Source organism: Microbacterium sp. CH1 (genome assembly GCF_001595495.1).
Classification (GTDB): Bacteria; Actinomycetota; Actinomycetes; order Actinomycetales; family Microbacteriaceae; genus Microbacterium.
In genome coordinates, this window is record NZ_LOSO01000001.1 from 1 (window position 1) to 23,640 (window position 23,640).

A 23,640-nucleotide genomic window follows, 5' to 3' on the forward strand; every position below is an offset into this window, starting at 1 on the left:
CGACGGGAGGGGGCGGCGTGTACGACGGGAACGGGGGTGGGGGAGAGTTAGAGTCTTCTGGTGACCCCGGAACTCCAAGCTCGCATCGTCGCGGACTCGCGCGACCGCGTGGCATGGATGAGGGCACGCTCTCGCGGCATCACGGCCACCGACGTCGCCGGGCTCACCAGCGAGCGCTCGATCGCCCGTGCTGCCGACGCCAAGCTCGGCGGCGGGCCGCGGTTCGGCGGCAACGCCTACACCGACCACGGCCGGCGCCGCGAGCCGGAGATCGCCGCCTGGGTCGCCGCGACGCACGGCATCTTCCCCTCCTCCGCGCTGTTCCGCGCCGAGATCGAGCACCGCCACCTGGCGACGCCCGATGGCATCTCGGTGGACGCGGACGGTCGCGTCAGCCTCGCGGAGATCAAGACCACCAACAAGGCCTTCCGGGGGATCCCCCGCACCTACCTGCGCCAGGTGTGGTGGCAGCAGCACGTGCTGGGCGCCGAGCGCACCCTGTTCGTGTGGGAGGAGCACGTCGACTTCTCCCCCGTCCACGACGAGCCCCGCTGCGTCTGGATCGACCGCGACGAGCGCGAGATCGCGAAACTCGTGGGGCTCGCCACCGACCTCATCGACGAGCTGTACCGCCGCACGACCGGACGCACGGTCCCGGCCCGCTCCGCGTCCCCGGTGGACAGCCGTCGCGAGCAGCTCCGCGAGCGTGACGCCTTCCGCGCCCTCGCTCTCGCCGACTGACCACCCGGCGACGCCGTCCCGGCCGTGTCAGGGTTCGCGAGCGAGCACCCGACGCGCCTCCCCCGCGACCTCGGACGCGATCGTGTCGAGGAGCGCGGAGCGCAGGGTCCACTGCTGCCAGTACAGCGCCACGCGCAGGATCGGACCGCCCAGCGCCACGAGTCCCGGCACCTCCTGCAGCCGCGGCACCATCCCCCAGCCGAGACCGAGGCCGACAGCCAGCGCATAGTCGTGCGACGCCGGGACGTAGTGCCGGGGAACGCCGGCCGCCGGCACTCCGCGCGCGGCCAGCCACTCGTGCTGCAGGGTGTCCCGGCGGTCGAAGTCGACGAACGGCGCGTGCGCCAGAGCATCGGGGGTCACGCCGTCCGGGAACCATCGGCGGGCGTAGGCGGGTTCGGCCATGGCGCGGTACTCGAGCACGCCGAGGGGCGCGACCGTGCACCCCGCGACCGCCGTGGCTTCGCTGGTGACCGCCGCCATGACGGTCCCGGATTCGAGCAGGCGGGCGGTGAAGTTCTGATCGTCGCGGTGCAGGTCGACATCGATGTCGTGCGCGGCGGAGAGCCGGGCCATCGGTGCCAAGAACCAGGTCGCCATCGAATCCGCGTTGACGGCGAGTGGCACGCTGATCCGCCGCCCCTCGGTGCTCCCCTCGATCCCGACTCCCGCGAGAGCATCCTCTTCCAGCAGAGCGATCTGCCGCGCGAGCCGCACGACGGACTCCCCCGCCTCGGTGAGGCGGACCGGCTTGCTGCGCACGAGGAGGATCCGCCCGAGCTGCTGCTCCAGCGCCTTGAGTCGCTGACTGACCGCGGACGGGGTGACCTGCAGCCGACGCGATGCCGCATCGAGGGTGCCCTCGTCGGCGACGGCGGCGAGCGTGGCGGCGAGCTCCGGGTCGATCCTCACATCAGTGATGCTAATGGTGCGGAAGGAATCTTCGCTGCACCTGATGCTCCGTCCTCCTAGGCTCGACGCATGCTCACCGTCCTCGCCGGTCTCGGCCTCGGTCTCTCCCTTATCGTCGCGATCGGCGCACAGAACGTGTTCGTGCTGCGTCAGGGAATCCGGCGCGAGCACGTCCTCGCCGTCGTGATCGTCTGCGCGCTCTCCGATGCCGTGCTGATCATCGCCGGTGTCGCCGGGCTCGGGTTCGTGCTGTCCGCCGCACCCTGGCTCGTCGTCGTGGCCCGCTGGGCAGGGGCGCTGTTCCTGCTCGGATACGGACTGCTTGCGGCGCGGCGGGCCTGGCGGGGCGGCGAGGAGCTGGTCGTCGACGGGGGCGACGCCCCGGTCCTGGAGGCGTCCGGGGGCACTGGCACGCTCACCCGCACCCGCCTCGCCCCGGTGATCCTCACGACCCTGGCGTTGACGTGGCTGAACCCGCATGTGTACCTCGACACGGTGCTGATGCTCGGGTCGATCGCGGCGACGCACGGGGAGGAGCGGTGGCTGTTCGCGGCCGGGGCGGTCGCGGCGAGCATCCTCTGGTTCGCGGCCCTCGGCTTCGGCGCCCGCTACCTCGGACGATGGCTGCGCACCCCGCGCTCCTGGCGCATCCTCGACGCGGTGATCGCGGTCGTGATGATCACGCTGGCGGTGAGCCTCGTGCTCCCGGTGCTCGGCGGCTAGGCGTTCACCCGGCGTCGATCTGCGACACCCGCGCCCGGATAAGCGCGCGGACCGCCTGCACCGGCAGGGGGTGCTCCGGCTGGAACCGGATCGTCCCCTTGTCGAGGCTGACCCCGGGGTGACCGGCGAGGAGGTCCGCCACGGCAGCGACCGCCTCGGGGCTGAACGGGTAGACGCCGATGTGCTTCTTCGCGCGCATCACCGAGAGCAGCGGCTTGCCGTCGTACACGAGCGCCGGCATGCCGTAGCCGGTGCCCTGCTCGGCCTCCGGCACCTCTTCACCGGCGATCGCGTACACACGATCGATCACCGCACGGTCCGCGGCGTCGAGGTCGGTCAGGTAGTCGTCGATGGTGCCCACGCACCGCATCCTGCCATCGAATCCTCTCGGGGTCGAGGGCTCACGCGCCGTCGAGGGGCCGGAGGATGCGCGTGAGGAACCGCTGCGTGCGCTCGTGCTGCGGAGCGCTGAACAGCTGGGCAGGTGGTCCCTGCTCCATGACGACGCCGCCATCCAGGAAGAGCACATGATCGGCTGCCTCCCGCGCGAAGCTCAGCTCATGCGTGACGACGGCCATCGTCCATCCCTCATCGGCGAGCTCCTTGATGACCAGCAGCACTTCTCCCACGAGCTCGGGGTCGAGCGCGCTCGTCGGCTCGTCGAACAGCAGCAGGTCCGGCTGCAGAGCCAGGGCGCGCACGATGCCGACGCGCTGCTGCTGCCCGCCGGAGAGCTGATGCGGCCTCGCGTCCGCCTTGTCGGCGAGGCCCACCCGGGCGAGCAGGGCCTGCGCTTCGGCGACGACCTCGGCCTTCGGACGCCCCTGCACCCGCCACGGCCCCTCGATCACGTTCTCCAGCACCGTCAGATGCGGGAAGAGGTTGTGGTGCTGGAACACCATCGCCGACCGATCGCGGAGCGCGAGCCGCTGCTGCTTCGCGACGCGCGGCTTCGGGCGGACCTCCGGTGCGAAGTCGATCTCCGGGCCTCCGGACATCGCGATGGTGCCGGCGTCCGGCGTCTCCAGGCCGTTCAGGGCTCGCAGGACGGTCGTCTTTCCGGAGCCGCTCGGCCCGATGAGCACCACGACCTCGCCGCGGTGCAGGGTGAGGTCGAAGCCTCGAAGCACCTCGGTGGCGCCGAAGCTCTTGTGCAGGCCGCGGGCGGTGAGCAGCGGTCCGGTCGTGGGTTCAGTGCGCGACACGACTGTCGAGCCTCCTCTCCAGGGCGCTCTGCCCGAAGGAGAGCACCAGGCAGATCACCCAGTAGACCAGCGCCGCAGCCAGATACAGCACCATGAACTCGAGCGTGGTGGAGGCGATCTGCTGCGCCACCTTGAACAGCTCCGTCACGAGGATCAGCGACGTGAGGGAGGTGTCCTTCACGAGCGAGATGAACGTGTTGGACAGCGGCGGCACCGACACCCGCGCGGCCTGCGGCAGGATGATGCGGGTCAGCGTGCGGGTGCGGTTCATGCCGATCGTGTACGCGGCCTCCCACTGCCCCTTCGGCACCGAGAGGATCGCCGCCCGCACGACCTCGGCGCCGTAGCCGCCGACGTTGAGCGAGAGCGCGATGATGGCGCTCGGCCACGGATCGAGGGTCACCCCGACGGACGGCAGGCCGTAGAAGATCACGAAGAGCTGCACGAGCATCGGCGTGCCGCGGATCACCGAGATGTAGAACCGCGCGATGCCGGACACCACCGGATGCACCGAGATCCGCATCAGCGCCATGCCGATCGCGATCACGAGCCCCAGCGCGAACGACACCAGGGCGAGCGGGATCGTCGCCGTCAGCCCCGCCCAGGCGATCGGCCCGAGCGAGGAGAAGAAGAGCTCCCAGGGATTCTGCATCGCCTACTGCGAGACGTCTTCGCCGAAGTACTTCTCGCTGATCTCGGCCAGGGTGCCGTCGGCACGGAGCGTGTCGAGCGCTTCGTCGACCGCATCGACGAGCGCCTCCTTGTCCTTCGTGAAGACGAAGGCCTGCTCACCGGCATCGTCGGTCTCCGCCGCGATCTTCAGGCCCGTCGGGCTGTTGGTCGTCTCGTAGTCGAGGAACGTCAGCTTGTCGTTGACGGTCGCGTCCACCCGGCCCTGTCGGAGGAGCTCCACGGCCTGCGCCCACCCCTCGACGCCCTCGACCTTGGCGCCGGACTCGGTGGCCAGCTCGTACCAGTTGCTCGTGAGGGACTGCGCCGTCGTCTTGCCCTCGAGGTCGTCGAAGGACGAGATGGAGTCGTCGTCCTCCTTCACCACGATCACGCCGGGCGACACCGTGTACGGGGTGCTGAAGAGGTACTTCGCCTCGCGCTCCTCGTTGATCGACACCTGGTTCGCGATCACGTCGAAGCGGCCCGCGTCGAGACCCGCGAAGATCGCGTCCCACTGCGTCTCCTGGAACTCGACCTTCAGGCCGAGCTCGTCGGCGACGGCCTGGATGATCTCGACGTCGTAGCCGGTGAGGTCGCCGGAGCCGCCGTCGCCGTGGAAGCTGAACGGGCGGTAGGTGCCCTCGGTCGCGACCGTCAGCGTGCCGTCCTTCACCAGGCCGAAGTCGGAGCCCGCGGCGCTCTCGCCGTCCGTGCTCGCAGGGGTGCTGGACCCGCTGCAGGCGGTCAGCGCGGCGGCGGCGACGACGAGTGCGGTGACGGCGATGAGACGACGGGACATGGACCCTCCTGGGGTGAGAAAGCGCGGGTGCGAGTTTACGCGACGACCGCGGGAACTCCCCCACAGTACGCGGCGCCTCCGACGTCCGCGCATCGGATGACGCCGGATGTCGCGGGCCGAACCGCCCCGGGAACGCAGAACGCCCCCGGGCGGACCCGGGGGCGTTCGGTGCGACAGGTGCGAGACCCGTCGACGCGTCAGATGGCGTTGACGTCCAGCGGGATGCCGGGGCCGAACGTGGTCGACACCGCACCCTTCTGGATGTAACGGCCCTTGGCGCTGGACGGCTTGAGGCGGACGATCTCCTCGAGCGCGGCGTCGATGTTCTCGTTCAGCTGCTCGGCCGAGAAGGAGGCCTTGCCGATGACGAAGTGCACGTTGGCGTGCTTGTCGACGCGGAACTCGATCTTTCCGCCCTTGATCTCTTCGACGGCCTTGGCCGGGTTCGGAGTCACGGTGCCGGTCTTCGGGTTCGGCATCAGGCCACGGGGACCGAGCACCTTGCCGAGACGGCCGACCTGGCCCATGAGCTCCGGGGTCGAGACCGCGGAGTCGAAGTTGGTCCAGCCGTCGGCGACCTTCTGGATGAGTTCGGCGCCGCCGACCTCATCGGCGCCGGCGGCGATCGCCGCCTCGGCCGCAGGGCCGGTGGCGAACACGATGACGCGGGCGGTCTTACCGGTGCCGTGGGGCAGGATGACGGTGCCGCGCACCATCTGGTCCGCCTTGCGGGGGTCGACAGCGAGCTTCAGCGCGACCTCGACGGTCGAGTCGAACTTCGCCGAACCCGTCTCCTTCGCGAGCGCGACGGCCTCGGACGGCGTGTAGAAACGGTCTGCCTCGATCTTCTCGGCGGCAGCCTTGTAAGCCTTGGACTTGGTAGCCATGATTATTCTCCTCAGCCCTCGACCGTGATGCCCATGGAACGGGCGGTGCCGGCGATGATCTTGGAGGCGGCCTCGATGTCGTTCGCGTTCAGGTCGGCCTGCTTCTGCTCGGCGATCTGACGGACCTGGTCCTTGGTGATCTTGCCGACCTTGACGGTGTGCGGGGTGGCCGAAGCCTTCTGCACGCCGGCGGCCTTCTTGATGAGCTCCGCCGCGGGCGGGGTCTTCAGGACGAAGGTGAAGCTGCGGTCCTCGTAGACGGTGATCTCGACGGGGATGACGTTGCCGCGCTGCGACTCGGTCGCGGCGTTGTACGCCTTGCAGAACTCCATGATGTTGACGCCATGCTGACCGAGCGCGGGGCCGATCGGCGGCGCCGGGTTGGCGGCACCGGCGTTGATCTGAAGCTTGATCAGGCCGGTCACCTTCTTCTTCGGTGCCATTCTCTTTCCTTTCCTCGAGGCGGATGCGAGCATCCGCTTCTCCCACGGCTCCGGCCTCTCCGGCCCGTGGTCGTCTGCGCGCCCTTCGACAAGCTCAGGGACCCATGCGGGCTATCGCACAAACCACGTAAGTCTACCTGATCACTCCCCCACTCGCGAGCCGGCCCCTTGCGTTCGAGCCGGCCCTGTGCGTGCGTCCGCAACGGGCCGGGAGACACGAAAGGGGGTGGGTCGGGGAAGAGAAAACGGCCGCCCCGGGAGGGACGGCCGTTCTCGTGCACTTCGGCAGGCTCAGTGACCCACGGTCAGATCATCTTGGTGACCTGGTCGAACGACAGCTCGACCGGGGTCTCGCGCTCGAAGAGCGAGACGAGGACCGTGAGCTTGCCGCTCTCCGGCTTGATCTCGCTGATCGAACCGGGAAGACCGGCGAACGAGCCCTCCTTGATCGTGATGGTCTCGCCGACCTCGAAGTCGACCTCGGCGGGAAGCGGACGGGCGACGGCGACGCCGCCCTTGGCCGCGATGTTCTTGGCGGTCGGGACGTCCTTGACCTCGACGAGGGACTTCAGCATGTTGAAGGCCTCTTCGAAGCGCAGCGGCGTCGGGTTGTGGGCGTTGCCCACGAAGCCGGTGACGCCGGGGGTGTGCCGCACGACCGACCAAGTGTCTTCCGTGAGCTCCATGCGCACCAGCACGTAGCCGGGGATGCGCACGCGGGTGACCATCTTGCGCTGGCCGTTCTTGATCTCGACGACGTCCTCCATCGGGACCTCGACCTGGTAGATCTCGTCCTCGACCTCGAGCGTCGACTTGCGCTGCTCGATGTTCGCCTTGACCTTGCGCTCGAAGCCGGCGTACGAGTGGATGACATACCACTTGCCGGGGAGCATGCGCAGGTCCATGCGGAAGGCCTCGTACGGGTCTTCCTCGGACGCCGACTCGTCCTCGTCGGACTCGGCGGCGGGACGGTCGTCCTCGCCGTTCACGTCGGGCCCCTCGTACGGGGTCACCTCGTCGGCCGCCTCGGCCTCCTGCTCCGCGACCTCTTCGGCCACGGAGTCGTTGAGGACCTCGGCGGCGGCTTCGGACTCCGCGGCCTCGTCCAGGTTCAGAGCGTCGTTCACGATGGCGTCCGCCTCCGGGTCGTCGATGTCGATGTCGATGTCTTCCGTCTCCTGCTCGCCGTCCTCGTCCTCGACGTGGACCGCGACGTGCTCGGCAGAGGTGACCGAGAGCTCCTCGGCGGCGAGCACGTTGCCCTCCTGGGCCTCGTCCTCCTCGCTGGACTGCTCTGCGGCGGTCGCCCAGTCGGCGTCGTCGGAATATCGTTCAGACACGTTGCTTCTTCTCCATAGCTGCGGCGGTCGCCGCGGGGGTCATCAGCCAGGGATTCCGAACACGTAGTGCGTCAGGAGCCCGAAGACGTAGTCGAGACCGTAGACGATGCCCATGACGATCAGGACGAAGACGAGCACCACACCCGTGAACTTGAAAAGCTCCTTGCGGGTCGGGGTGACGACCTTGCGCAGTTCGGCGATGACCTGGCGGATGAACAGGGCGATGCCCCCGAAGAACCGGGAGAAGGGGTTGCCCTTCTTCTGGCGCGTGGCGCCGGCCGCGACGACGTCGCCGCGCGGTTCGTCCTGATCCATCCTGAATGTACCTTTCGTGTGTCAGCGTGCGCTGACGCGCAGGGCGGACAGGAATCGAACCTGCAACCTGCGGTTTTGGAGACCGCTGCTCTGCCAATTGAGCTACCGCCCTAGAGACCCGGAGGTCTCGGGGATGCCCTCCCCACCCTGCCACCGGCCGATGTCGTAGACGCCAGGCACGGCGAAAGAATGCAGAGAACAACTGCTCACCAAGCATACGGCATCGATCCGGTGGTGCCGAACAGGAAGCCGAACCCGCGTTGTTGCTAGGCTCGGCGGGCGGACGAAGCAGGAAGGGACGCATGTGAGTGGGGATGTGCAGCAGTTCCAGGTGGACCTGCGCGGAGTCGTCGATCTGCTCAGCCGGCACATCTACTCCAGTCCCCGGGTCTATCTGCGGGAACTGCTCCAGAACGCGAGGGACGCGATCGCGGCGCGCCGTGAGGTCGACGGCGGCGGCAGCCGCATCCGGATCACGCCGCTGACCGCGCAGTCAGGCGAGTTCGTGCTCCGCGACGACGGCGTGGGATTGACCGCCACCGAGGTCGCCGATCTGCTCGCGACCGTCGGGCGCAGCTCCAAGCGGGACATCTTCGACCTCCCCCGGAGCGACTTCCTCGGCCAGTTCGGCATCGGGCTGCTGAGCTGCTTCATGGTCGCCGACACCATCGTCATCCGGTCCCGCAGCGCCAGAGGCGGCTCCGCGGTGGAGTGGACGGGCAGCGCGGACGGCACCTTCCGCGTCACGGAGATCGGTGACGACCTTCCGATCGGCACCAGCGTGCACCTCGTGCCGCGCTTCGATACCGACGAGCTGCTGCGGCCGGCGGCCGTACACGAGCTCGCGACCACCTTCGGGGAGTTCCTGCCGGTGCGGGTGACCATCGACGCGCCCGGTGGGGACATCGATGTGACGCGCGAGCCTCCCTTCCTCGACCCCGCCGCCGACGTCGAGGCGGCCGTGCAGTACGGTCGCGACCTGCTCGGGGCCGCCCCGCTGGACGTGATCCCGCTGAGCGAACCGGCGACCGGGACGCAGGGCCTGGCGTACGTCCTGCCCTTCGCTCCTCCGCCCGGCGCCCGGCAGGCGACCCGCATGTACCTGGGGCGCATGCTGCTGTCCGAGCGCGTCGACGACGTGCTGCCCGACTGGGCCTTCTTCGTGCGCGCCGTCGTCGACTCCACCGGCCTCGCGCCGACCGCGAGCCGCGAGTCCCTCGTCGAGGACACGGCCCTGGAGCACGTCCGGGAGCAGCTCGGCGCCGGGATCCGCCGCTGGGTGCTCGAGCTCGGTCTGCGCGAACCGCATCGCCTCGCCCAGTTCGTGGCCGTGCACGAGGTCGGACTCAAGTCGCTGGTGCGTCATGACGAGGAGCTCGCGCGCTTCATCACACGCTGGCTCACCGTGGAGACCACGCACGGCACGCTGCGGATCGGCGAGCTCGTGGAACGGTATCCGCAGGTGCGCTACGCCCAGACGGTCGACGAGTTCCGCCAGGTGGCCGGCATCTCGCCCTCGGACGAGGTGCTCGTCAACGGCGGCTACCTCTACGACGCGGACCTGATCCGTCTGCTCCCCGACCTCTACCCGCAGGTCACGGTGGAGAAGGTCGACGTGACCGGGGAGCTCGATCGCCTCGACCCGCCGCCGCTCGACGACCGGGACATCGCGATGGCGCTGGAGTCCCGCGCCGGCGCCGTGCTCGCCGGCTCCGACTGTGCCGTCGTCGTCAGGGCGATCGATCGCCCCGAGCTGACCGGACTCTACGTCGCGGATCCCGAGGTGCTGCGCACGATCGACCGCGGGCGCACCAAGGGCATCGCGAGCACGCTCTGGGGCGGGGTACTCGACCGGATCGATCAGACGCTCTCCTCCGCGCGGGACGACGACCTCACGGCGCGACTGTGCCTGAACTGGTCGAACCGCGTCGTCCGCGCCCTCGTCCGCGTCGAGGACGACGCCGTGTTCGCGCGCACGGTCCAGCTGCTCTACATCCAGGCGCTCCTCGCGGGACACCACCCGCTCTCGGACGCCGACCGGGCCCTCATGACCAGCGCCCTGTCCGACCTCGTCTCGCTCTCCGCCGGCATCGAGGGGGACACGCTCCCCTTCGACGCGCGCTGACACCCCCGACTACCCGAAAGGGCCTTCCATGGCACGTCCGAAGAAGCGCTTCCAGCAGCTCATCGAGGAGATCGACCGCACCCCGTGGGGTCCGGCGGAGCAGGCCCTCGTGGCGGAGGCCGTCGCGCTGGCCATCGAGATCGGCGACGAAAGGCTGGAGTACGAGGCCCGCATGCGCCAGACCGCCTCGGCGAACATGGTCGGGGCCACCGACGTCATGCTCAACTCGTTCGCCTGGTGCCTCGCGCATCACGACGCCGACCCGCAGCGGTTCCCCGCCGACCTCGACAACGGCGGGGCCGACCTCATGTGGCAGTTCAAGTGGATGGCGTCGTCCCTGCGCTCCTCCCCCGCCTTCTCGCAGGAGCAGATCGCCGCGGTGCTCGACGACATGGAGGCGCACTACCGCGCCGCGGGACTCGGCCTCAGCGGCGTGCTGACCGCCCGCTTCGAGGACGCCTGGGACGCCGGTCGGTTCGACGCCGCCGAGGCCCTGCGCGTGCAGCTCGAGGCCACGCCGCGGGACGAGCACAGCCACTGCGACGCCTGCAGCCGCAGCCAGTTCGCGGGCTTCTTCGCGGAGACCGACCGCGACGCCGACGCCATCCGCCTCGTCGAGGAGATGCTCGAGGGCGGCTTCTCGTGCGGCGAGGAGCCCGAGCACGCTCTGTCCCGCGTGCTGCTCCCGTATCTGCGCGCCGGTCGCACGGAGGACGCGAAGACCGCGCACCTGCGCAGCTACCGCCTGGCGAAGGACAACCCGGACAACCTGCGCATCGTGGCCAACAACATCGTGTTCGCCGCGATCACCGGCAACGAGGCGCGGGCGCTGGCCCTGATCGAGAAGCACATCGCGTGGCTGGCCCACGACGGCCTCAACGTCGACGCGCACTTCGCCGCCCTCACGGCCTTCGCGGTCGCTCTCGACCGCGTCACCGCTGCCGGACACGGCGACACCCCGGTCCGCGGTGCCGACGCCCCGGCGCTCGTGCCGCTGCTGGGCGCGCACGACGGCCCGTGGAGCGCCGCCGAGCTCGCCGCGACCGCCTGGTCGACGGCCGAGCGCATCGGCGCACAGTTCGACGAGCGGGACGGCACCGACGGGCACGCCCGCAGCCTCGCCCGGATGCGCGCTCTCGCCGACGAGAGCTACGACGTCCCGATCCGCTCCGACGCGTTCGTCGCCCCCGCGCCCGCCACGACCCCGACCGACCCGGACGGCTGGTTCGAGCGGGCCATGCAGCTCGCGCAGTTCGGCGCCGAGCAGGAGACCCTCGCCGCGCTCCCACACGCCATGGAAGTCGACGACGCCGCCAAGCGCGCGCAGCTCCTGTCGATGCACCTCGGCATCCTCGTCGCACTCGATCGCGGGGACGAGGCCGTGCGCCTCCTCCCCGAGCGGATCGCCGCGCTTCGGGCCGCCGGGAACGACGCGCAGGCCGACCTCGAGGAACGGCTCGGCCTGGCGACCTTCGGCCTGCACACCGACGAGACCATGGCGGCGCTCGAAGAGGAACTGGCCGAGGCCGACCGTCTTCCTGCGTGGTCGCGCGGCGACCTGGCGATCAGCCGCGCATCGCTGCACCTGCGGGCGGAGGAGCCGGATGCGGCGCTGGACCTCGCGGAGCTCGCCGCCCGCTCGTTCGCGGAGGCCGAGGACACCCGGCTGTCCAACACCACGACCCTCGTCGCGATCAGTGCCGTGCTGAGCACGGGCGACCTCGACGCCGGGCGCACGCTCCTCGACCGCTTCCTCGCACAGGAGGACCTGTCCGCCGGACACCGAGCCCGCGCACTGCAGACCCGGGCGCGCGTGCGCGGCGGCTCGGGCGCGTACCAGGACGGCGCGGTCGACGCCGACGAGGCGTGCCGGCTGCTCGCCGAGCTCGGCGCCACCCGGGCTCTCGCCGAGGCCCATGTGCTCGCGGGCGCGCTCTGGGAGGACGCCGAGGAGCCCGAGAAGGCCGTCGCCCGCTACCGTCTGGCCGCTCGGCTGCAGGACGAGGGCGATCGCACCGGCGTCGATTTCCGGCTGGCCAGGGCGATGCTCCGCGCGGGAGACGCCGAGGAGGCAGCCGAGCTCTTCGGGGACGTGCTCCAGCGCGAGGAGAACGCCGAGACACCTGCGGGTTCGCGCGCCATGACCGCCTCCCTCCTGGCCCGGTCGCTCGCCGAGTCCGGCGAGTTCGGTCAGGCGGTCGGCGCACACGGCTACGCCGCCGAGCTGTTCGGACAGGCGGAGGCCCACGCCGACCAGGCCATGGCCATGACGGAGCAGGCGAAGATCCTCGCCCGCTTCGAGGAGCACGACGACGCCGTGCGGCTGCTGGAGGGCGCTGCGGACATCGTGCGGCGTGCCCCCGAGGCCGTCGGCGCGCTGTCCGAGGTGCTGCACAGCCTCGGCCAGGCCTATGCAGGCCGGGGTGACGAGCGCGCCTTCCCCCTCTTCGACGAGGTCGCCGCGCTCGCCCAGGAGCACGAAGCCGGCTGGCTGCTCGCCGACGTGACCGACTCCCGCGGCCGCGCACTGGCCCAGCTGGGCCGGATCGATGAGGCCGTCGCCGCTGCTCTCACCGCCGCCGACGGCTTCGCGGCGCTGGGCGATCAGGGCGCCGCAGGAAGCTCGGAGCTGTTCGCGGGCCGGGTGCTCGCGGGGAACGACCGCCCGGCCGATGCCGTGCCGGTGTACCGGAGCGCCCTGGAGCATGCCGAGGGCTTCCCGCCGCTGCGTCAGGTGGCGGCGCTGGAGCTCGGCGACGTGCTGGAGGCGCTGGGGCGGCACGCCGACGCCGCCGAGGTCAGGGCACTCGTCGAGAGCTGACGCGACACCGGCGCGGGATCCGGAGGGGATCCCGCGCCGGTGCGGATGCGGCGGAGGGCCGCGTCAGAAGAGCTGACGCCAGTTCGCCCGCGCGAGGTCGAGCAGTTCGTCACCGCGACCCGACATGACCGTGCGGATGGCGTAGAGCGCGAAGCCCTTGACCTGCGCGGCCTCGATCGCCGGCGGCATGGACAGCTCCTGCCGCTCGGTCACGACGTCGAGCAGCGCGGGACCGTCGTGCGCGAGGACCTCGCGGACGGCCTCCGGCAGATCCTCGCTGCGCTCCACCCGACGGGCGAAGATCCCCATGGCCTCGGCGATCGCGGCGAAGCTGGGGTTGTCCAGCCCGGTGCCGTAGGTGACGAAGCCGGCGGCCTTCATCTCCAGCTCCACGAAGTTCAGCGACGAGTTGTTCACCACGATCGTCTTGACCGGGAGTCCGTTCTGGGTGAGCGTGAGCAGCTCGCCGAGCATCATCGCGAGGCCGCCGTCACCGGCGAGCGCCACGACCTGACGATCCGGATGCGCGACCTGCGCGCCGATGCCGTGCATCAGGGCGTTCGCCATCGAGCCGTGCGTGAACGATCCGATCAGCCGGCGCCCCTCGGTCATGGACAGGTACCGCGCGGCCCAGACGGTCGGCGACCCCACGTCGGCGGTGAAGATCGCATCGTCGGCGGCGTACTCGTCGAGCAGCCGGGCGAGGTACTGCGGGTGGATGGGGCGGGCGCCCTTGGCCGGCACCGCGAGCTCGTCGAGCTTCTTCCGCGTCTTCCGGTAGTGGGCCACGGCGTCGTCGAGGTGGCCGCGGTCGTCCTTCCGTGCGATGCGGGGCAGCAGGGCTTCGGCGGTGGCCTTCACATCACCGACGAGACCGAGGTCGAGCGGGTGGCGCTTGCCGAGCTGGGATCCGCGGATGTCGACCTGGATGGTGGTCGCGTGCTCCGGGTAGAACTGCTCGTACGGGAAGTCGCTGCCGAGGACGAGGAGCGTGTCGGCGGCCTCCATGGCTCGATAGCCCGACGCGAAGCCGAGCAGTCCCGTCATGCCGACGTCGAAGGGGTTGTCGTATTCGATGAACTCCTTGCCGCGCAGCGCGTGGACGATGGGGGCACCGAGCGCGTCGGCCAGCGCGATCACCTCGTCGTGCGCCCCCTCGACGCCGGCCCCGGCGAGGATGGTGACCTTCTTGGCCGCGTTCAGCATGGTCGCGGCCTTCTCCAGCTCCGGGCCGCTGGGCTGGATCAGCGGGCGGGTGCGCTCGATCACCACGGCGCGGTCGTCCGCGATCTCGGACAGCGCCACGTCGCCCGGGATCACGAGGACGGCGACGCCGCGCTGCTCGATGGCCGCGCGCATCGCGATCTCCATCAGCCGCGGCATCTGCGACGGGTCAGCGACGTACTCGACGTACACGCTGCACTCGCGGAACAGCTCCTGCGGGTGCGTCTCCTGGAAGTAGCCGGTGCCGATCTCGACGGTCGGGATGTGCGCGGCGATGGCCAGCACCGGCACGCGAGAGCGCTGCGCGTCGTACAGGCCGTTGATGAGGTGCAGGTTGCCGGGGCCGCACGAGCCCGCCACGACGGCGAGGTCTCCGGTGGTGCCGGCGTCGGCCGCGGCGGCGAAGGCGGCGGATTCCTCGTGGCGCACGTGCACCCAGCGGATCCGGCCGTCCTTGCGGAGGGCGTCCGTGAGACCGTTCAGGGAGTCGCCCGGGATGCCGTAGACCCGGTCGACTCCGTTGGCGTTCAGAGTCTTGACGATGTTCTCAGCGACGTTGGCCATACCCCGACCCTACGCCCGCCGAGGCCTCCCCGGGCCGGACTCAGTACTCCTGCGGGCCGTCCCGGTCAGGCTCGGGATCGCGCTGGAACGCGCGGCCGGACACCGATGTCGGGGCGATGCGCACGTACACCCGCTTGTCGGTCGGGATCCACGGGCGCAGACCCGCCGCCTCCGCCCGCTCGATGTCGGCGTCGGTCTCCAGCGCCTCGGCACGCCCGCGGACGATGACGCTCCAGGCGGCGGTGTCGGTGTGGTCGTCGACCTCGAAGAGAACGTCGGCGTTGACCGTCAGCTCGAACAGCTTGCTCCCGGGGGCCGTGCGGAACAGGAGTCCTTCGCCGTCGACGGCGTAGTTCACGGGGAAGATGTCGATCGTCTCGCCGACCCTGGTGACGAGCCGCCCGAGCTCCTGGCTGCGCAGGTGCTCCCAGCTCTGCTCCGCGGTGAGGGTCTGGACCGGATCCGTGTGCGCACTCATGCCGCCATTGTGCCTCGTCCGTCTTCGACGCGCACCCCGTCGACCCGGCCCCTCTCGTGCGAGCGGCCCCCTTGCGTGCGCACGCAAGGGGGCCGCTCGGCCGCAAGGGGGTGGGTCGACGGTCAGCCGATGCGGATCAGCTTCTTGTTGACGAACTCGTCGGCGGCCAGGTGGCCGAGCTCGCGGGCCGTGCCGCTGCGCTTGATGCCGCCGAACGGGAGCTCGGGGCTGTCGGCGAGCACGAGGTTCACGTAGACCATGCCGGCCTCGATCCGGTCGGCCACCCGCTCCGCCTGCGCCTCGTCCGTCGTGAAGACGTAGGAGCCGAGACCGAACGTGGTGTCATTGGCCAGCGCGACCGCCGCATCCTCGTCCGCGACGCGGTAGACGACGGCCGCGGGGCCGAACAGCTCCTCGCGGTAGACGTCCATCTCCGGGGTCACGTCGGCGAGCACGGTCGGTGCGAAGAACGCCCCGTCGCGCGTGCCGCCCGTGAGCAGGGTCGCCCCCTGGGCCACGGCGGTGTCGATCTGCTTCTGCAGGTTCTCCGCCGCCGCCTCCGACGAGACCGGACCGAGGACCGTGTCGTCGAGCGTGGGATCGGTCGCCTCGACGGCCGCCATCGCCGCCGTGAACTTCTCCACGAACGCGTCGTAGAGCTCGTCGACGATGATGAAGCGCTTGGCGCCGTTGCAGGCCTGGCCGTTGTTGTCGAGGCGCGCGTCCACACCCGCCTGCACGGTGGCATCGAGGTCGTCGGTGGAGAGCACGATGAACGGGTCGGACCCGCCGAGCTCCAACGCGACCTTCTTGAGGTTGCGCCCAGCGACCTCGGCGACCGCGGCGCCGGCACGCTCGGAGCCGGTCAGCGACACACCCTGCACGCGCGGGTCTGCGATCATCGCCGCGATCTGGTCGTTCGTGGCGAGCACGTTCTGGTACGCGCCCTTCGGGAAGCCCGCGTCGTGGTAGATCGCCTCGATCGCGCTCGACGACTCCGGGCACTGCGGCGCAGGCTTGAGGAGGATCGTGTTGCCGACGATCAGGTTCGGCGCGGCGAAGCGCACGATCTGGTACGCCGGGAAGTTCCACGGCATGATCCCCACGAGCGGCCCCAGCGAGGAGCGGCGGATGATCGCCGAGCCCTCACCGAGGATCTTGATGGGCTGGTCGGCCATGATGTCCTCGGCCTGGTCCGCGTAGTACTCCGCGATGTCGGCGGCGAAGTCGACCTCGCCGAGTGCGGCCTCCCGCGGCTTGCCCATCTCGCGCACGAAGATGTCGGCCAGCTCCTCGCGGCGCTCCCGGTGGAGCTCGGCCGCGCGACGCAGCAGCGCGGCACGGTCGGCGACCGTGGTGGAGCGCGACCACTCGCGATGCGCCTCGTCGGCGGCCGCGACGGCCTCCTCGATCCGGGCGTCGGTGAACGTTTCGTACGACGCCAGGGTCTCGCCGGTGGCGGGGTTGACGACGGCGTAGTCGGTCATGGGTTGTCCTCTCGTGTGCTGGGGCCCTTCGACAGGCTCAGGGACCCAGGCCGTTCGTGTGCTGGGGCCCTTCGACAGGCTCAGGGACCCAGGCCGTTCGGGGGGGGTGGGGCCCTTCGACGAGCTCAGGGACCCACGCGGAAGGTCAGGAGACCGGGATCAGCGTGTACTTGGTGGACAGGTACTCGTGAATGCCCTCGAAGCCGCCCTCGCGACCGACGCCGGACTGCTTGACGCCGCCGAAAGGAGCCGCCGCGTTGGAGACGACACCCACGTTCAGACCCATCATGCCGGTCTCCAGCGCGTCGATCATCCGCTGACCGCGCTGCAGGTTCTCGGTGAAGACGTAGGAGACGAGGCCGTACTCGGTGTCGTTGGCGAGGCGCACGGCCTCGTCCTCGGTCTCGAAGGTCGCGATCGCGAGCACCGGGCCGAAGATCTCCTCGCGGAGGATCGCGGACCCGGGGACGACGTCGGTGAGGACCGTGGGCTCGTAGAACGTGCCGGTGCCCTCGAGCGCCTTGCCGCCCGCGAGCAGGGTCGCGCCGCGCTCGACGGCGTCGTCCACGAGCTCGCCGGCCTTGGCCACCGCGTCCTCGTCGATGAGCGGGCCGATCGCCACGCCCTCCTCCGTGCCGCGGCCGATCTTCATGCCGTTGACACGCTCGGTGACGCGCTTGGCGAACTCGCCCGCGACGTCCCTGTGCACGATGAAGCGGTTCGCCGCCGTGCAGGCCTGACCGATGTTGCGGAACTTCGCGGCGAGAGCGCCGTCCACGGCCTTGTCGAGGTCCGCGTCGTCGAACACGACGAACGGCGCGTTGCCGCCGAGCTCCATCGAGACCCGCAGCACGCCCTCCGCCGCCTGGGCGATGAGCTTGCGGCCGACCTCGGTCGACCCGGTGAAGGACAGCTTGCGCAGGCGCGGGTCGGCGATGATCGGCGCGGACAGGGCGCTCGACTTCGAGGTCTGCACGACGTTGACGACGCCCTTCGGCAGACCGGCCTCCTCGAGCAGCGTCGTGAAGAAGATGGTCGTGAGCGGCGTGAGTGCCGGGGGCTTGATCACGACGGTGCAGCCGGCGGCGAGGGCCGGCGCGATCTTGCGCGTGGCCATCGCGAACGGGAAGTTCCACGGCGTCACGAAGAACGACGGGCCGACGGGGCGCTGCGACACGATCATGTGACCGGTGCCCTCGGGGTTGAGGCCGTAGCGGCCGCTGATGCGCACGGCCTCCTCGCTGAACCAGCGGAGGAACTCGCCGCCGTACGCGACCTCGCCGCGGGCCTCGGCGAGGGGCTTGCCCATCTCGAGCGTCATCAGCAGCGCAAGGTCCTCCTTGCGCTCCTGCACGAGGTCGAACGCCCGGCGCAGGATCTCGCCGCGCACGCGCGGCGCGGTCGCGGCCCACTCGTCCTGCGCGGCGACGGCCGCGTCGAGCGCCCGGATGCCGTCCGCGGGGGTGGCGTCGGCGATCGTGCGGATCACCTGGTTGGTCGAGGGGTCCTTGACGTCGAAGGTCGCGCCGGTCTCTCCCTCGATCCATTCCCCGCCGATGAAGAGGCCGGTGGGGATGCTGTCGAGCAGCGCCTGCTCGTTCTGAGTGCTCATGGAGTCTCTCTCTTTCAGACGGACGTGGGACGACGGCGGCGGCTGGGCGGAGCGTCCATACCCAGCGTCTCACCGCGGAAGAAGGCGGGGCGGCGGATGGCGTTCCAGATCATCACGGCGACGCCGACGACGATGATGAGGATGCCGAGGATGAAGACGATCCCGATGCCGCCGATCTCCGACCCGGAGCCGTAGGCCGGGTCCATGGAGTCGATCAGCGTGGTGAAGAACAGGATCGCGAGGATGATGCCGCCCACCAGCGGGAACAGGAACGTGAAGAAGACGTTCCGCGCCGAGTCGAACCACTGCTTGCGGAAGTACCAGACGCAGGCGAACGCGGTGATCCCGTAGTAGAAGCAGATCATCATGCCGAGCGTGAGGATCGTGTCCCACAGCGTGTCCTCGCTGACCACGCGCATCACGGCGTAGAACGCGGAGGCCACGATGGCCGACACGATCGTGGCGTAGCCGGGGGTGAAGAACCGCGGGCTCACCTTCGCGAACGACTTCGGGAGCGCACCGTAGTGGCCCATCGCGAGCAGGGTGCGGGCCGGACCGACGAACGTCGACTGCAGCGACGACGCCGAGCTCGTGAGCACCGCGAGGGAGACGAGGAACGCGAGCGGCCCAAGGATCGGTCCGGAGAGGTGGAAGAACACGTTCTCCTGGATGTCGCCGTTGCCGAGGCCGAGCTCCCCCGTGCCGACGCCCGCGAACATGATCATCGCGACGGCGAGGAGCAGGTACAGCGAGACGATCGTGAGCACGGTGACGGTGGCCGCGCGCCCCGGGGTCTTCTCCGGGTCCTTCGTCTCCTCGTTCATGGTGAGGGTGACGTCCCAGCCCCAGAAGATGAAGATCGACAGCGACAGACCGGCGGCGACGGCGCTGAACGACGAGATCGCGAACGGGTTGAACCAATTGAGGTCGAACGGCTGGTAGTCGAAGCCGTTGCCACCCACGGCCTGCACGATCGCGGCGACCGCGAAGAACACGAGCACGAGGATCTGGAATCCGACCAGCCAGTACTGCAGCTTCTGCGTGGTCTGCATGTCGCGGTACGACACCCACGTCGCGCCGAGCATGAACAGCAGGCAGACGCCGATGTTGATCCAGGTCACGCCGGCGAGATCGGCGATCTCCGGATTGCCCGTGATCTGCGACAGCAGCAGGAACAGGAAGTCGACCGCGACGCCGGCGAGGTTGGACAGCACGAGGATCGTGGCGACCACGAGGCCCCAGCCGGCCATCCAGCCCACCCACGGTCCGAACGCCCTGGCGGCCCAGGTGAAGGACGTACCGGAGTCGGGCATGCGGTTGTTGAGCTCGCGGTAGCCGAAGGCCACGAGGAGCATCGGGATGAAGCCGACGAGGATGATCGCCGGGATCTGCGCGCCGACCTCGGATGCGGTGGGGCCGACGGCGGCCGTGAAGGTGTAGGCGGGGGCGATGCACGAGATGCCGATCACGACGGCGCCGATCAGGCCGACGGTGCCGGCGCTCAGGCCCTTCGTCGAGATTCCGGTCGTGACGCCGGATGCGGGCTCCGTCGCCCGGTTGGTGCTGCTCATCAGCGGTCTCCTGCTTCATCGCGGGTACGCGGGACGACGATCATGGGGACGGGCAGCTCGTGCAGCATCTTCGCCGCCGTGGAGCCCAGGAAGAGGCGGCGCGGCTGCGCCAGCCGGCTGGAGCCGACGAGCACGACCTCACCGGGGAGCCAGGAGAGCCCGGCGACGGCGTCCTCCACCGTCTCGCCGGGGGCCTCCTCGACGACGGCGCCGAGACCGTCCGGCAGCCGCTCGGCGGCCACGGCCAGCACCTGGTGCGCGTGCTCGCTGCCGGCGAGGCGGATGGCGCCGGTGTCGAGCCCCGGCGGCACGTCGAACGGCACGAGGGACACCAGACGCAGGCTCACCTCGGCGGCGCCGGCGAGGGCCACGGCCTGGTCCAGCACGCCCTCCGCGCCCGGACGGGTGCCGACGGCGACGGTGACGCGCGGGAGCACGTGGTCGTCCTGCTGCGCGAGGCCCGCCGGCGCGAGAGCCACCGGGATCGGCGAGGAGTGCAGCAGCTCCGATGCGACGCTGCCCAGGCGGTGCCGACCGAAGAGGCCCCCGCCGGCGGTGCCGATCACGATGACGCTGGCGTCGAATTCCTCACCGGCGGCGATGAGGCCCTCGGCGAACGACTCCGAGAAGCGCACGTGGCCGCTGCGCACGAGCTCCTGCGGCAGGCGCACGACCGCGTCCTGCAGCCAGCTCCGGGCCTGCTTCCGGATGACGTCCTCGTAGGCGCGCTCCGGCGGCACGGCGGCGCTCCGGGTGCCCTCGGTCGGCAGCACGATCACGAGGTGCAGGGTCGCCCCGATGCTGCGCGCCAGTCGCGCGCCCAGCGCCGCCGCGTCGGCCCCCGCATCCGTCGCCGTGTAGCCGACGACGACCGAGCCGGTCATCAGCCGATGCTCTCGGGAGCGCCGGCCTCGCGGCGGGCGTCGACGATGTTCGCCGCGACGAGGTGGCCCATGCGGATCGCCCCGTCGACGTGCTGGTACCCCGCTCCGGCCATGTCGCTGCAGGCGAAGTGGATCGGTCCGACCGGCGTGCGCAGGTCGGCGCCGTAGCGGTGCAGTCCGCCGAGGTCGAAGCTCGCGGCGTACGCGCCGCGGGTCCACTCCTCGCTGCCCCAGTCGCTCTCGTAGTAGACGACGGGGTTCTTGGCCTCGGGACCGTAGTAGTGCGAGAGCGACTCGAGGATGCGCTCCTTGCGCTCCTCGGCCGACAGCTCGAACACGCCGTCGGCGTTCGCGTCGGACACGAAGCCCACCAGGGTGCCGCGCTCGTCGCCGTGGTTGGTGTTGTCGTACGCCTCGTGCGAGAGCTCGTACGGGCTGAACGCCGTGCCGCTCAGGCCCTGCTCGCGCCAGAACGGGCGGTCGTAGACCGCGTGCACCTTGATGACGAAGCCCATCGACAGGTGCTGGTGCAGCTGGTGCTGACGACGCGGCAGCGGCGGAACGAAGGAGATGCGGTTGTAGAGGATGGGGGCGTGCGCGAGGATCGCGTACCGTGCCCGGACCGTGAGGTCGTCGGTGGTCGCCACGACCCCGTCATCCGACCACTCCAGGCTGCGGACGGGCTGGTTCAGCAGCACGTCCTCCCCCAGGCGCTCGGCGAGGCGGAGCGGCACCTGCTGCAGCCCGCCGACGACGCGCTTGTCGAGGATGAAGTCGGCGTCGACGAGGTTCGAGTAGGAGCCGGCGGACGCCGCCATGAGCAGCGACTGCAGCAGCGAGAACGCGTGCGTCGGCTTGGTCAGCATCGCCGAGCCGGTCGCGAAGGCGAGGTTGCGCACGGCCTCGTCGTCATCGGTCTGCGAGCGCAGCCAGGCGTCCCACGAGATGGAGTCCCACTCGGCCGCGTTCGGGTGCTCCCACGGGCGGTCCGGGTCGATCTCGGCGACGAGGGCGTCGAGGATGCCGGTGATGCGGGCGATCACGGCCTCGGTCTCCGCCGACACCGGGAACATCTCGCCCGTGAAGCGATGGGCCTTCCCGTCCGGGCCGACGTAGACGCTGTCACCCTCGCGGTAGCGGCTGTAGGTCTCGAGCCCCAGCTCCTCGATCGTGTCCTTGAGGGCGTCCTGGTCGGGCGAGACCCACTGGCCGCCGATCTCCAGCATGGCGCCGTCGATCACGTCAGTCCACAGCCGGCCGCCCACGCGGTCGCGGGCCTCCAGCACGGCGACCGACAGTCCGGCCTTCCGCAGGTCGTTGGCCGCCGTGAGCCCTGCGGCTCCGGCGCCCACGATCAGCACGTCGCGGGTGATCTCAGCCATCTGCAACTCCTTCGTCGTCGGGGGATGCGGGGGAAGAAGTACCGGTCGCGTCCCGAAATCCCCCGATCCGGGGACGCGACCGGACAGTGTGTCAGGCGCCGGCGAGCGCCTCGGCCACGACGTCGAGGCCCTCGTTCAGCAGCTCGTCGCCGATGGACAGCGGCGGGAGGAAGCGGATGACGTTGCCGTACGTGCCGCAGGTGAGGACGATGACGCCCTGAGCGATGCACGCCTTGGCCACGGCGGCCGTGAGCGCGGCGTCCGGAGCCTTGGTCTCCGGGTCCACGAACTCGGCCGCGACCATCGCGCCGTGACCGCGGACGTCTCCGATGCGGGCGTCCTCGGCCTGGAGAGCGGTGAGGCGGCCGATGAGGATCTCGCCGATCTCGCGGGCCCGCTCGATGACGCCGTCGTTCTCGAACACGTCGATGGCCGCGAGCGCCGCGGCGCAGGCGATCGGGTTGCCGCCGTAGGTGCCGCCGAGGCCGCCGGAGTGCGAGGCGTCCATGATCTCGGCGCGACCGGTCACGGCCGCGAGGGGCAGCCCGCCCGCGATGCCCTTGGCGGTGGTGATGAGGTCGGGCTCGATGCCGAAGATCTCGCTGGCGAACATGTGCCCCGTGCGGGCGAAGCCGGTCTGCACCTCGTCGGCGATGAAGACGACGCCGTTCGCGCGACACCAGTCGACGATCGCGGGGAGGAAGCCGTCGGCGGGGACGATGAAGCCGCCCTCGCCCTGGATGGGCTCGATGATGACGGCCGCGAGGTTGTCGGCGCCGATCTGCTTCTCGAGCTGGAGGATCACGCGGGCCGCGGCCTCGCCGCCCTCGAGTCCGTCGCGGAACGGGTAGGACATCGGCGCGCGGTAGACCTCGGGGGCGAACGGGCCGAAGCCGCTCTTGTAGGGCATCGACTTCGCGGTCAGCGCCATGGTGAGGTTCGTGCGGCCGTGGTAGCCGTGGTCGAACGCGACGACGGCCTGGCGTCCGGTGTGCTTGCGGGCGATCTTGATCGCGTTCTCGACGGCCTCGGCGCCGGAGTTGAACAGGGCGCTCTTCTTGGCGAAGTCGCCGGGGGTGACGCGGTTGAGCGCCTCGGCGACGCCGACGTACGACTCGTACGGCGAGATCATGAAGCAGGTGTGCGTGAACTGCGCGGCCTGCGCGGCGACGGCCGCGGCGACCTTCGGGTGCGCGTTGCCGACCGTGGTCACCGCGATGCCGGAGCCGAGGTCGATGAGCGAGTTGCCGTCGGCGTCGACGACCACCCCTCCCCCGGCCGCGACGGCGGCGACGGGCACGGTGTGTCCGACACCGGCGGCGACCGCGTCCGCCTTGCGGGCGAGGACCTCGGCCGACCGCGGGCCGGGGAGTTCCGTGACGAGGCGACGCTCCTGCGGGAGGTCGGGGCCGCCGAGGGGGACTGCGGGTGCTGCGGTGTCGAGGAGAGCCATGT

21 protein-coding genes and 1 tRNA gene are annotated in these 23,640 nt (G+C 70.4%); 4 read left to right on the top strand and 18 right to left on the bottom strand.

The features are described from left to right. The first annotated feature begins 60 nt into the window (after positions 1 to 60). Entirely contained in the window at positions 61 to 741 is a 681-nt protein-coding gene (locus AUV07_RS00005) for a YqaJ viral recombinase family protein (protein ID WP_062632769.1), read from the top strand. A 27-nt stretch (positions 742 to 768) separates the two neighbouring features. Here AUV07_RS00005 and AUV07_RS00010 read toward each other — a convergent pair whose 3' ends face one another. Further along, positions 769 to 1,653, bottom strand: coding sequence for a LysR family transcriptional regulator ArgP (locus AUV07_RS00010; RefSeq protein WP_062632771.1), 885 nt, complete (start codon positions 1,651 to 1,653; stop codon positions 769 to 771). Positions 1,654 to 1,722: 69 nt separating this feature from the next. Between AUV07_RS00010 and lysE the strand changes: the two genes are divergently transcribed. Continuing rightward, positions 1,723 to 2,376, top strand: coding sequence for an L-lysine exporter (gene lysE / locus AUV07_RS00015; RefSeq protein ID WP_062632773.1), 654 nt, complete (start codon positions 1,723 to 1,725; stop codon positions 2,374 to 2,376). A gap of 4 nt (positions 2,377 to 2,380) precedes the next feature. On the opposite strand, the gene AUV07_RS00020 is transcribed toward lysE, so the two are convergent. The 9 genes from AUV07_RS00020 to AUV07_RS00060 all read right to left on the bottom strand — a co-directional run bounded on the left by AUV07_RS00020 (position 2,381) and on the right by AUV07_RS00060 (position 8,149). Next, positions 2,381 to 2,737 (bottom strand): iron chaperone, encoded by a 357-nt coding sequence (locus tag AUV07_RS00020; protein ID WP_062632775.1) that lies wholly within the window; start codon positions 2,735 to 2,737, stop codon positions 2,381 to 2,383. Positions 2,738 to 2,777: 40 nt separating this feature from the next. Beyond that, positions 2,778 to 3,581 (bottom strand): amino acid ABC transporter ATP-binding protein, encoded by an 804-nt coding sequence (locus AUV07_RS00025; RefSeq protein ID WP_062632777.1) that lies wholly within the window; start codon positions 3,579 to 3,581, stop codon positions 2,778 to 2,780. Beyond that, complete coding sequence (locus AUV07_RS00030; protein ID WP_062632779.1) at positions 3,568 to 4,233, bottom strand: amino acid ABC transporter permease; 666 nt, start codon at positions 4,231 to 4,233, stop codon at positions 3,568 to 3,570. The genes AUV07_RS00025 and AUV07_RS00030 overlap by 14 nt, the downstream gene beginning before the upstream one ends. A 3-nt stretch (positions 4,234 to 4,236) precedes the next feature. After that, positions 4,237 to 5,052, bottom strand: coding sequence for an amino acid ABC transporter substrate-binding protein (locus AUV07_RS00035; protein WP_062632781.1), 816 nt, complete (start codon positions 5,050 to 5,052; stop codon positions 4,237 to 4,239). Between the two features lie 197 nt (positions 5,053 to 5,249). Next, the gene (rplA, locus tag AUV07_RS00040; protein ID WP_025102336.1) at positions 5,250 to 5,939 is read right to left on the bottom strand and encodes a 50S ribosomal protein L1; all 690 of its coding nucleotides are present in this window, start codon (positions 5,937 to 5,939) and stop codon (positions 5,250 to 5,252) included. A gap of 11 nt (positions 5,940 to 5,950) precedes the next feature. Then, a complete protein-coding gene (gene rplK / locus AUV07_RS00045) occupies positions 5,951 to 6,382 on the bottom strand; it encodes a 50S ribosomal protein L11 (RefSeq protein WP_025102337.1) in 432 nt (143 codons plus the stop codon). Positions 6,383 to 6,687: 305 nt separating this feature from the next. Then, a complete protein-coding gene (gene nusG, locus AUV07_RS00050; protein ID WP_025102338.1) occupies positions 6,688 to 7,722 on the bottom strand; it encodes a transcription termination/antitermination protein NusG in 1,035 nt (344 codons plus the stop codon). Between the two features lie 42 nt (positions 7,723 to 7,764). Further along, a complete protein-coding gene (gene secE / locus AUV07_RS00055; RefSeq protein WP_025102339.1) occupies positions 7,765 to 8,037 on the bottom strand; it encodes a preprotein translocase subunit SecE in 273 nt (90 codons plus the stop codon). A gap of 39 nt (positions 8,038 to 8,076) precedes the next feature. Next, positions 8,077 to 8,149 (bottom strand) — tRNA-Trp (locus AUV07_RS00060). Between the two features lie 192 nt (positions 8,150 to 8,341). Between AUV07_RS00060 and AUV07_RS00065 the strand changes: the two genes are divergently transcribed. Together AUV07_RS00065 and AUV07_RS00070 are read left to right on the top strand one after the other, a co-directional pair. Continuing rightward, the gene (locus AUV07_RS00065) at positions 8,342 to 10,162 is read left to right on the top strand and encodes an HSP90 family protein (RefSeq protein WP_062632783.1); all 1,821 of its coding nucleotides are present in this window, start codon (positions 8,342 to 8,344) and stop codon (positions 10,160 to 10,162) included. 28 nt (positions 10,163 to 10,190) lie between these two features. Further along, positions 10,191 to 12,983: a hypothetical protein gene (locus tag AUV07_RS00070; protein WP_062632785.1), complete on the top strand. Its 2,793-nt coding sequence runs from the start codon at positions 10,191 to 10,193 to the stop codon at positions 12,981 to 12,983. A gap of 63 nt (positions 12,984 to 13,046) precedes the next feature. On the opposite strand, the gene poxB is transcribed toward AUV07_RS00070, so the two are convergent. From poxB to gabT, 8 genes are all read right to left on the bottom strand, one after another. Continuing rightward, positions 13,047 to 14,771: a ubiquinone-dependent pyruvate dehydrogenase gene (gene poxB, locus AUV07_RS00075; RefSeq protein ID WP_062632787.1), complete on the bottom strand. Its 1,725-nt coding sequence runs from the start codon at positions 14,769 to 14,771 to the stop codon at positions 13,047 to 13,049. A gap of 40 nt (positions 14,772 to 14,811) precedes the next feature. After that, a complete protein-coding gene (locus tag AUV07_RS00080; RefSeq protein WP_062632789.1) occupies positions 14,812 to 15,249 on the bottom strand; it encodes a pyridoxamine 5'-phosphate oxidase family protein in 438 nt (145 codons plus the stop codon). A gap of 122 nt (positions 15,250 to 15,371) precedes the next feature. Then, positions 15,372 to 16,736 (bottom strand): NAD-dependent succinate-semialdehyde dehydrogenase, encoded by a 1,365-nt coding sequence (locus tag AUV07_RS00085; protein WP_062632791.1) that lies wholly within the window; start codon positions 16,734 to 16,736, stop codon positions 15,372 to 15,374. Positions 16,737 to 16,881: 145 nt separating this feature from the next. Further along, positions 16,882 to 18,348, bottom strand: coding sequence for an NAD-dependent succinate-semialdehyde dehydrogenase (locus tag AUV07_RS00090; protein WP_062632793.1), 1,467 nt, complete (start codon positions 18,346 to 18,348; stop codon positions 16,882 to 16,884). A 14-nt stretch (positions 18,349 to 18,362) separates the two neighbouring features. Beyond that, the gene (locus AUV07_RS00095; protein ID WP_062632795.1) at positions 18,363 to 19,919 is read right to left on the bottom strand and encodes an APC family permease; all 1,557 of its coding nucleotides are present in this window, start codon (positions 19,917 to 19,919) and stop codon (positions 18,363 to 18,365) included. Beyond that, positions 19,919 to 20,803: a universal stress protein gene (locus AUV07_RS00100; protein WP_062632797.1), complete on the bottom strand. Its 885-nt coding sequence runs from the start codon at positions 20,801 to 20,803 to the stop codon at positions 19,919 to 19,921. The genes AUV07_RS00095 and AUV07_RS00100 overlap by 1 nt, the downstream gene beginning before the upstream one ends. Beyond that, positions 20,803 to 22,185 carry a flavin monoamine oxidase family protein gene (locus tag AUV07_RS00105; RefSeq protein WP_062632799.1) on the bottom strand — a complete coding sequence of 461 codons (1,383 nt, stop codon included), beginning with the start codon at positions 22,183 to 22,185 and terminating at the stop codon, positions 20,803 to 20,805. Before AUV07_RS00105 ends, AUV07_RS00100 begins: the two co-directional genes overlap by 1 nt. Positions 22,186 to 22,276: 91 nt before the next feature. Next, complete coding sequence (gene gabT, locus AUV07_RS00110) at positions 22,277 to 23,638, bottom strand: 4-aminobutyrate--2-oxoglutarate transaminase (RefSeq protein WP_062633027.1); 1,362 nt, start codon at positions 23,636 to 23,638, stop codon at positions 22,277 to 22,279. Positions 23,639 to 23,640 lie beyond the last annotated feature (2 nt).

Bases quoted from the DNA above. Each gene is read 5' to 3' on its own strand.
- lysE (WP_062632773.1), top strand. From the start codon at position 1,723: ATGCTCACCGTCCTCGCCGGTCTCGGCCTCGGTCTCTCCCTTATCGTC.
- AUV07_RS00030 (WP_062632779.1), bottom strand. From the start codon at position 4,233: ATGCAGAATCCCTGGGAGCTCTTCTTCTCCTCGCTCGGGCCGATCGCC.
- AUV07_RS00035 (WP_062632781.1), bottom strand. From the start codon at position 5,052: ATGTCCCGTCGTCTCATCGCCGTCACCGCACTCGTCGTCGCCGCCGCC.
- rplA (WP_025102336.1), bottom strand. From the start codon at position 5,939: ATGGCTACCAAGTCCAAGGCTTACAAGGCTGCCGCCGAGAAGATCGAG.
- rplK (WP_025102337.1), bottom strand. From the start codon at position 6,382: ATGGCACCGAAGAAGAAGGTGACCGGCCTGATCAAGCTTCAGATCAAC.
- secE (WP_025102339.1), bottom strand. From the start codon at position 8,037: ATGGATCAGGACGAACCGCGCGGCGACGTCGTCGCGGCCGGCGCCACG.
- AUV07_RS00070 (WP_062632785.1), top strand. From the start codon at position 10,191: ATGGCACGTCCGAAGAAGCGCTTCCAGCAGCTCATCGAGGAGATCGAC.
- poxB (WP_062632787.1), bottom strand. From the start codon at position 14,771: ATGGCCAACGTCGCTGAGAACATCGTCAAGACTCTGAACGCCAACGGA.
- AUV07_RS00080 (WP_062632789.1), bottom strand. From the start codon at position 15,249: ATGAGTGCGCACACGGATCCGGTCCAGACCCTCACCGCGGAGCAGAGC.
- AUV07_RS00085 (WP_062632791.1), bottom strand. From the start codon at position 16,736: ATGACCGACTACGCCGTCGTCAACCCCGCCACCGGCGAGACCCTGGCG.
- AUV07_RS00090 (WP_062632793.1), bottom strand. From the start codon at position 18,348: ATGAGCACTCAGAACGAGCAGGCGCTGCTCGACAGCATCCCCACCGGC.
- AUV07_RS00095 (WP_062632795.1), bottom strand. From the start codon at position 19,919: ATGAGCAGCACCAACCGGGCGACGGAGCCCGCATCCGGCGTCACGACC.
- AUV07_RS00100 (WP_062632797.1), bottom strand. From the start codon at position 20,803: ATGACCGGCTCGGTCGTCGTCGGCTACACGGCGACGGATGCGGGGGCC.
- AUV07_RS00105 (WP_062632799.1), bottom strand. From the start codon at position 22,185: ATGGCTGAGATCACCCGCGACGTGCTGATCGTGGGCGCCGGAGCCGCA.
- gabT (WP_062633027.1), bottom strand. From the start codon at position 23,638: ATGGCTCTCCTCGACACCGCAGCACCCGCAGTCCCCCTCGGCGGCCCC.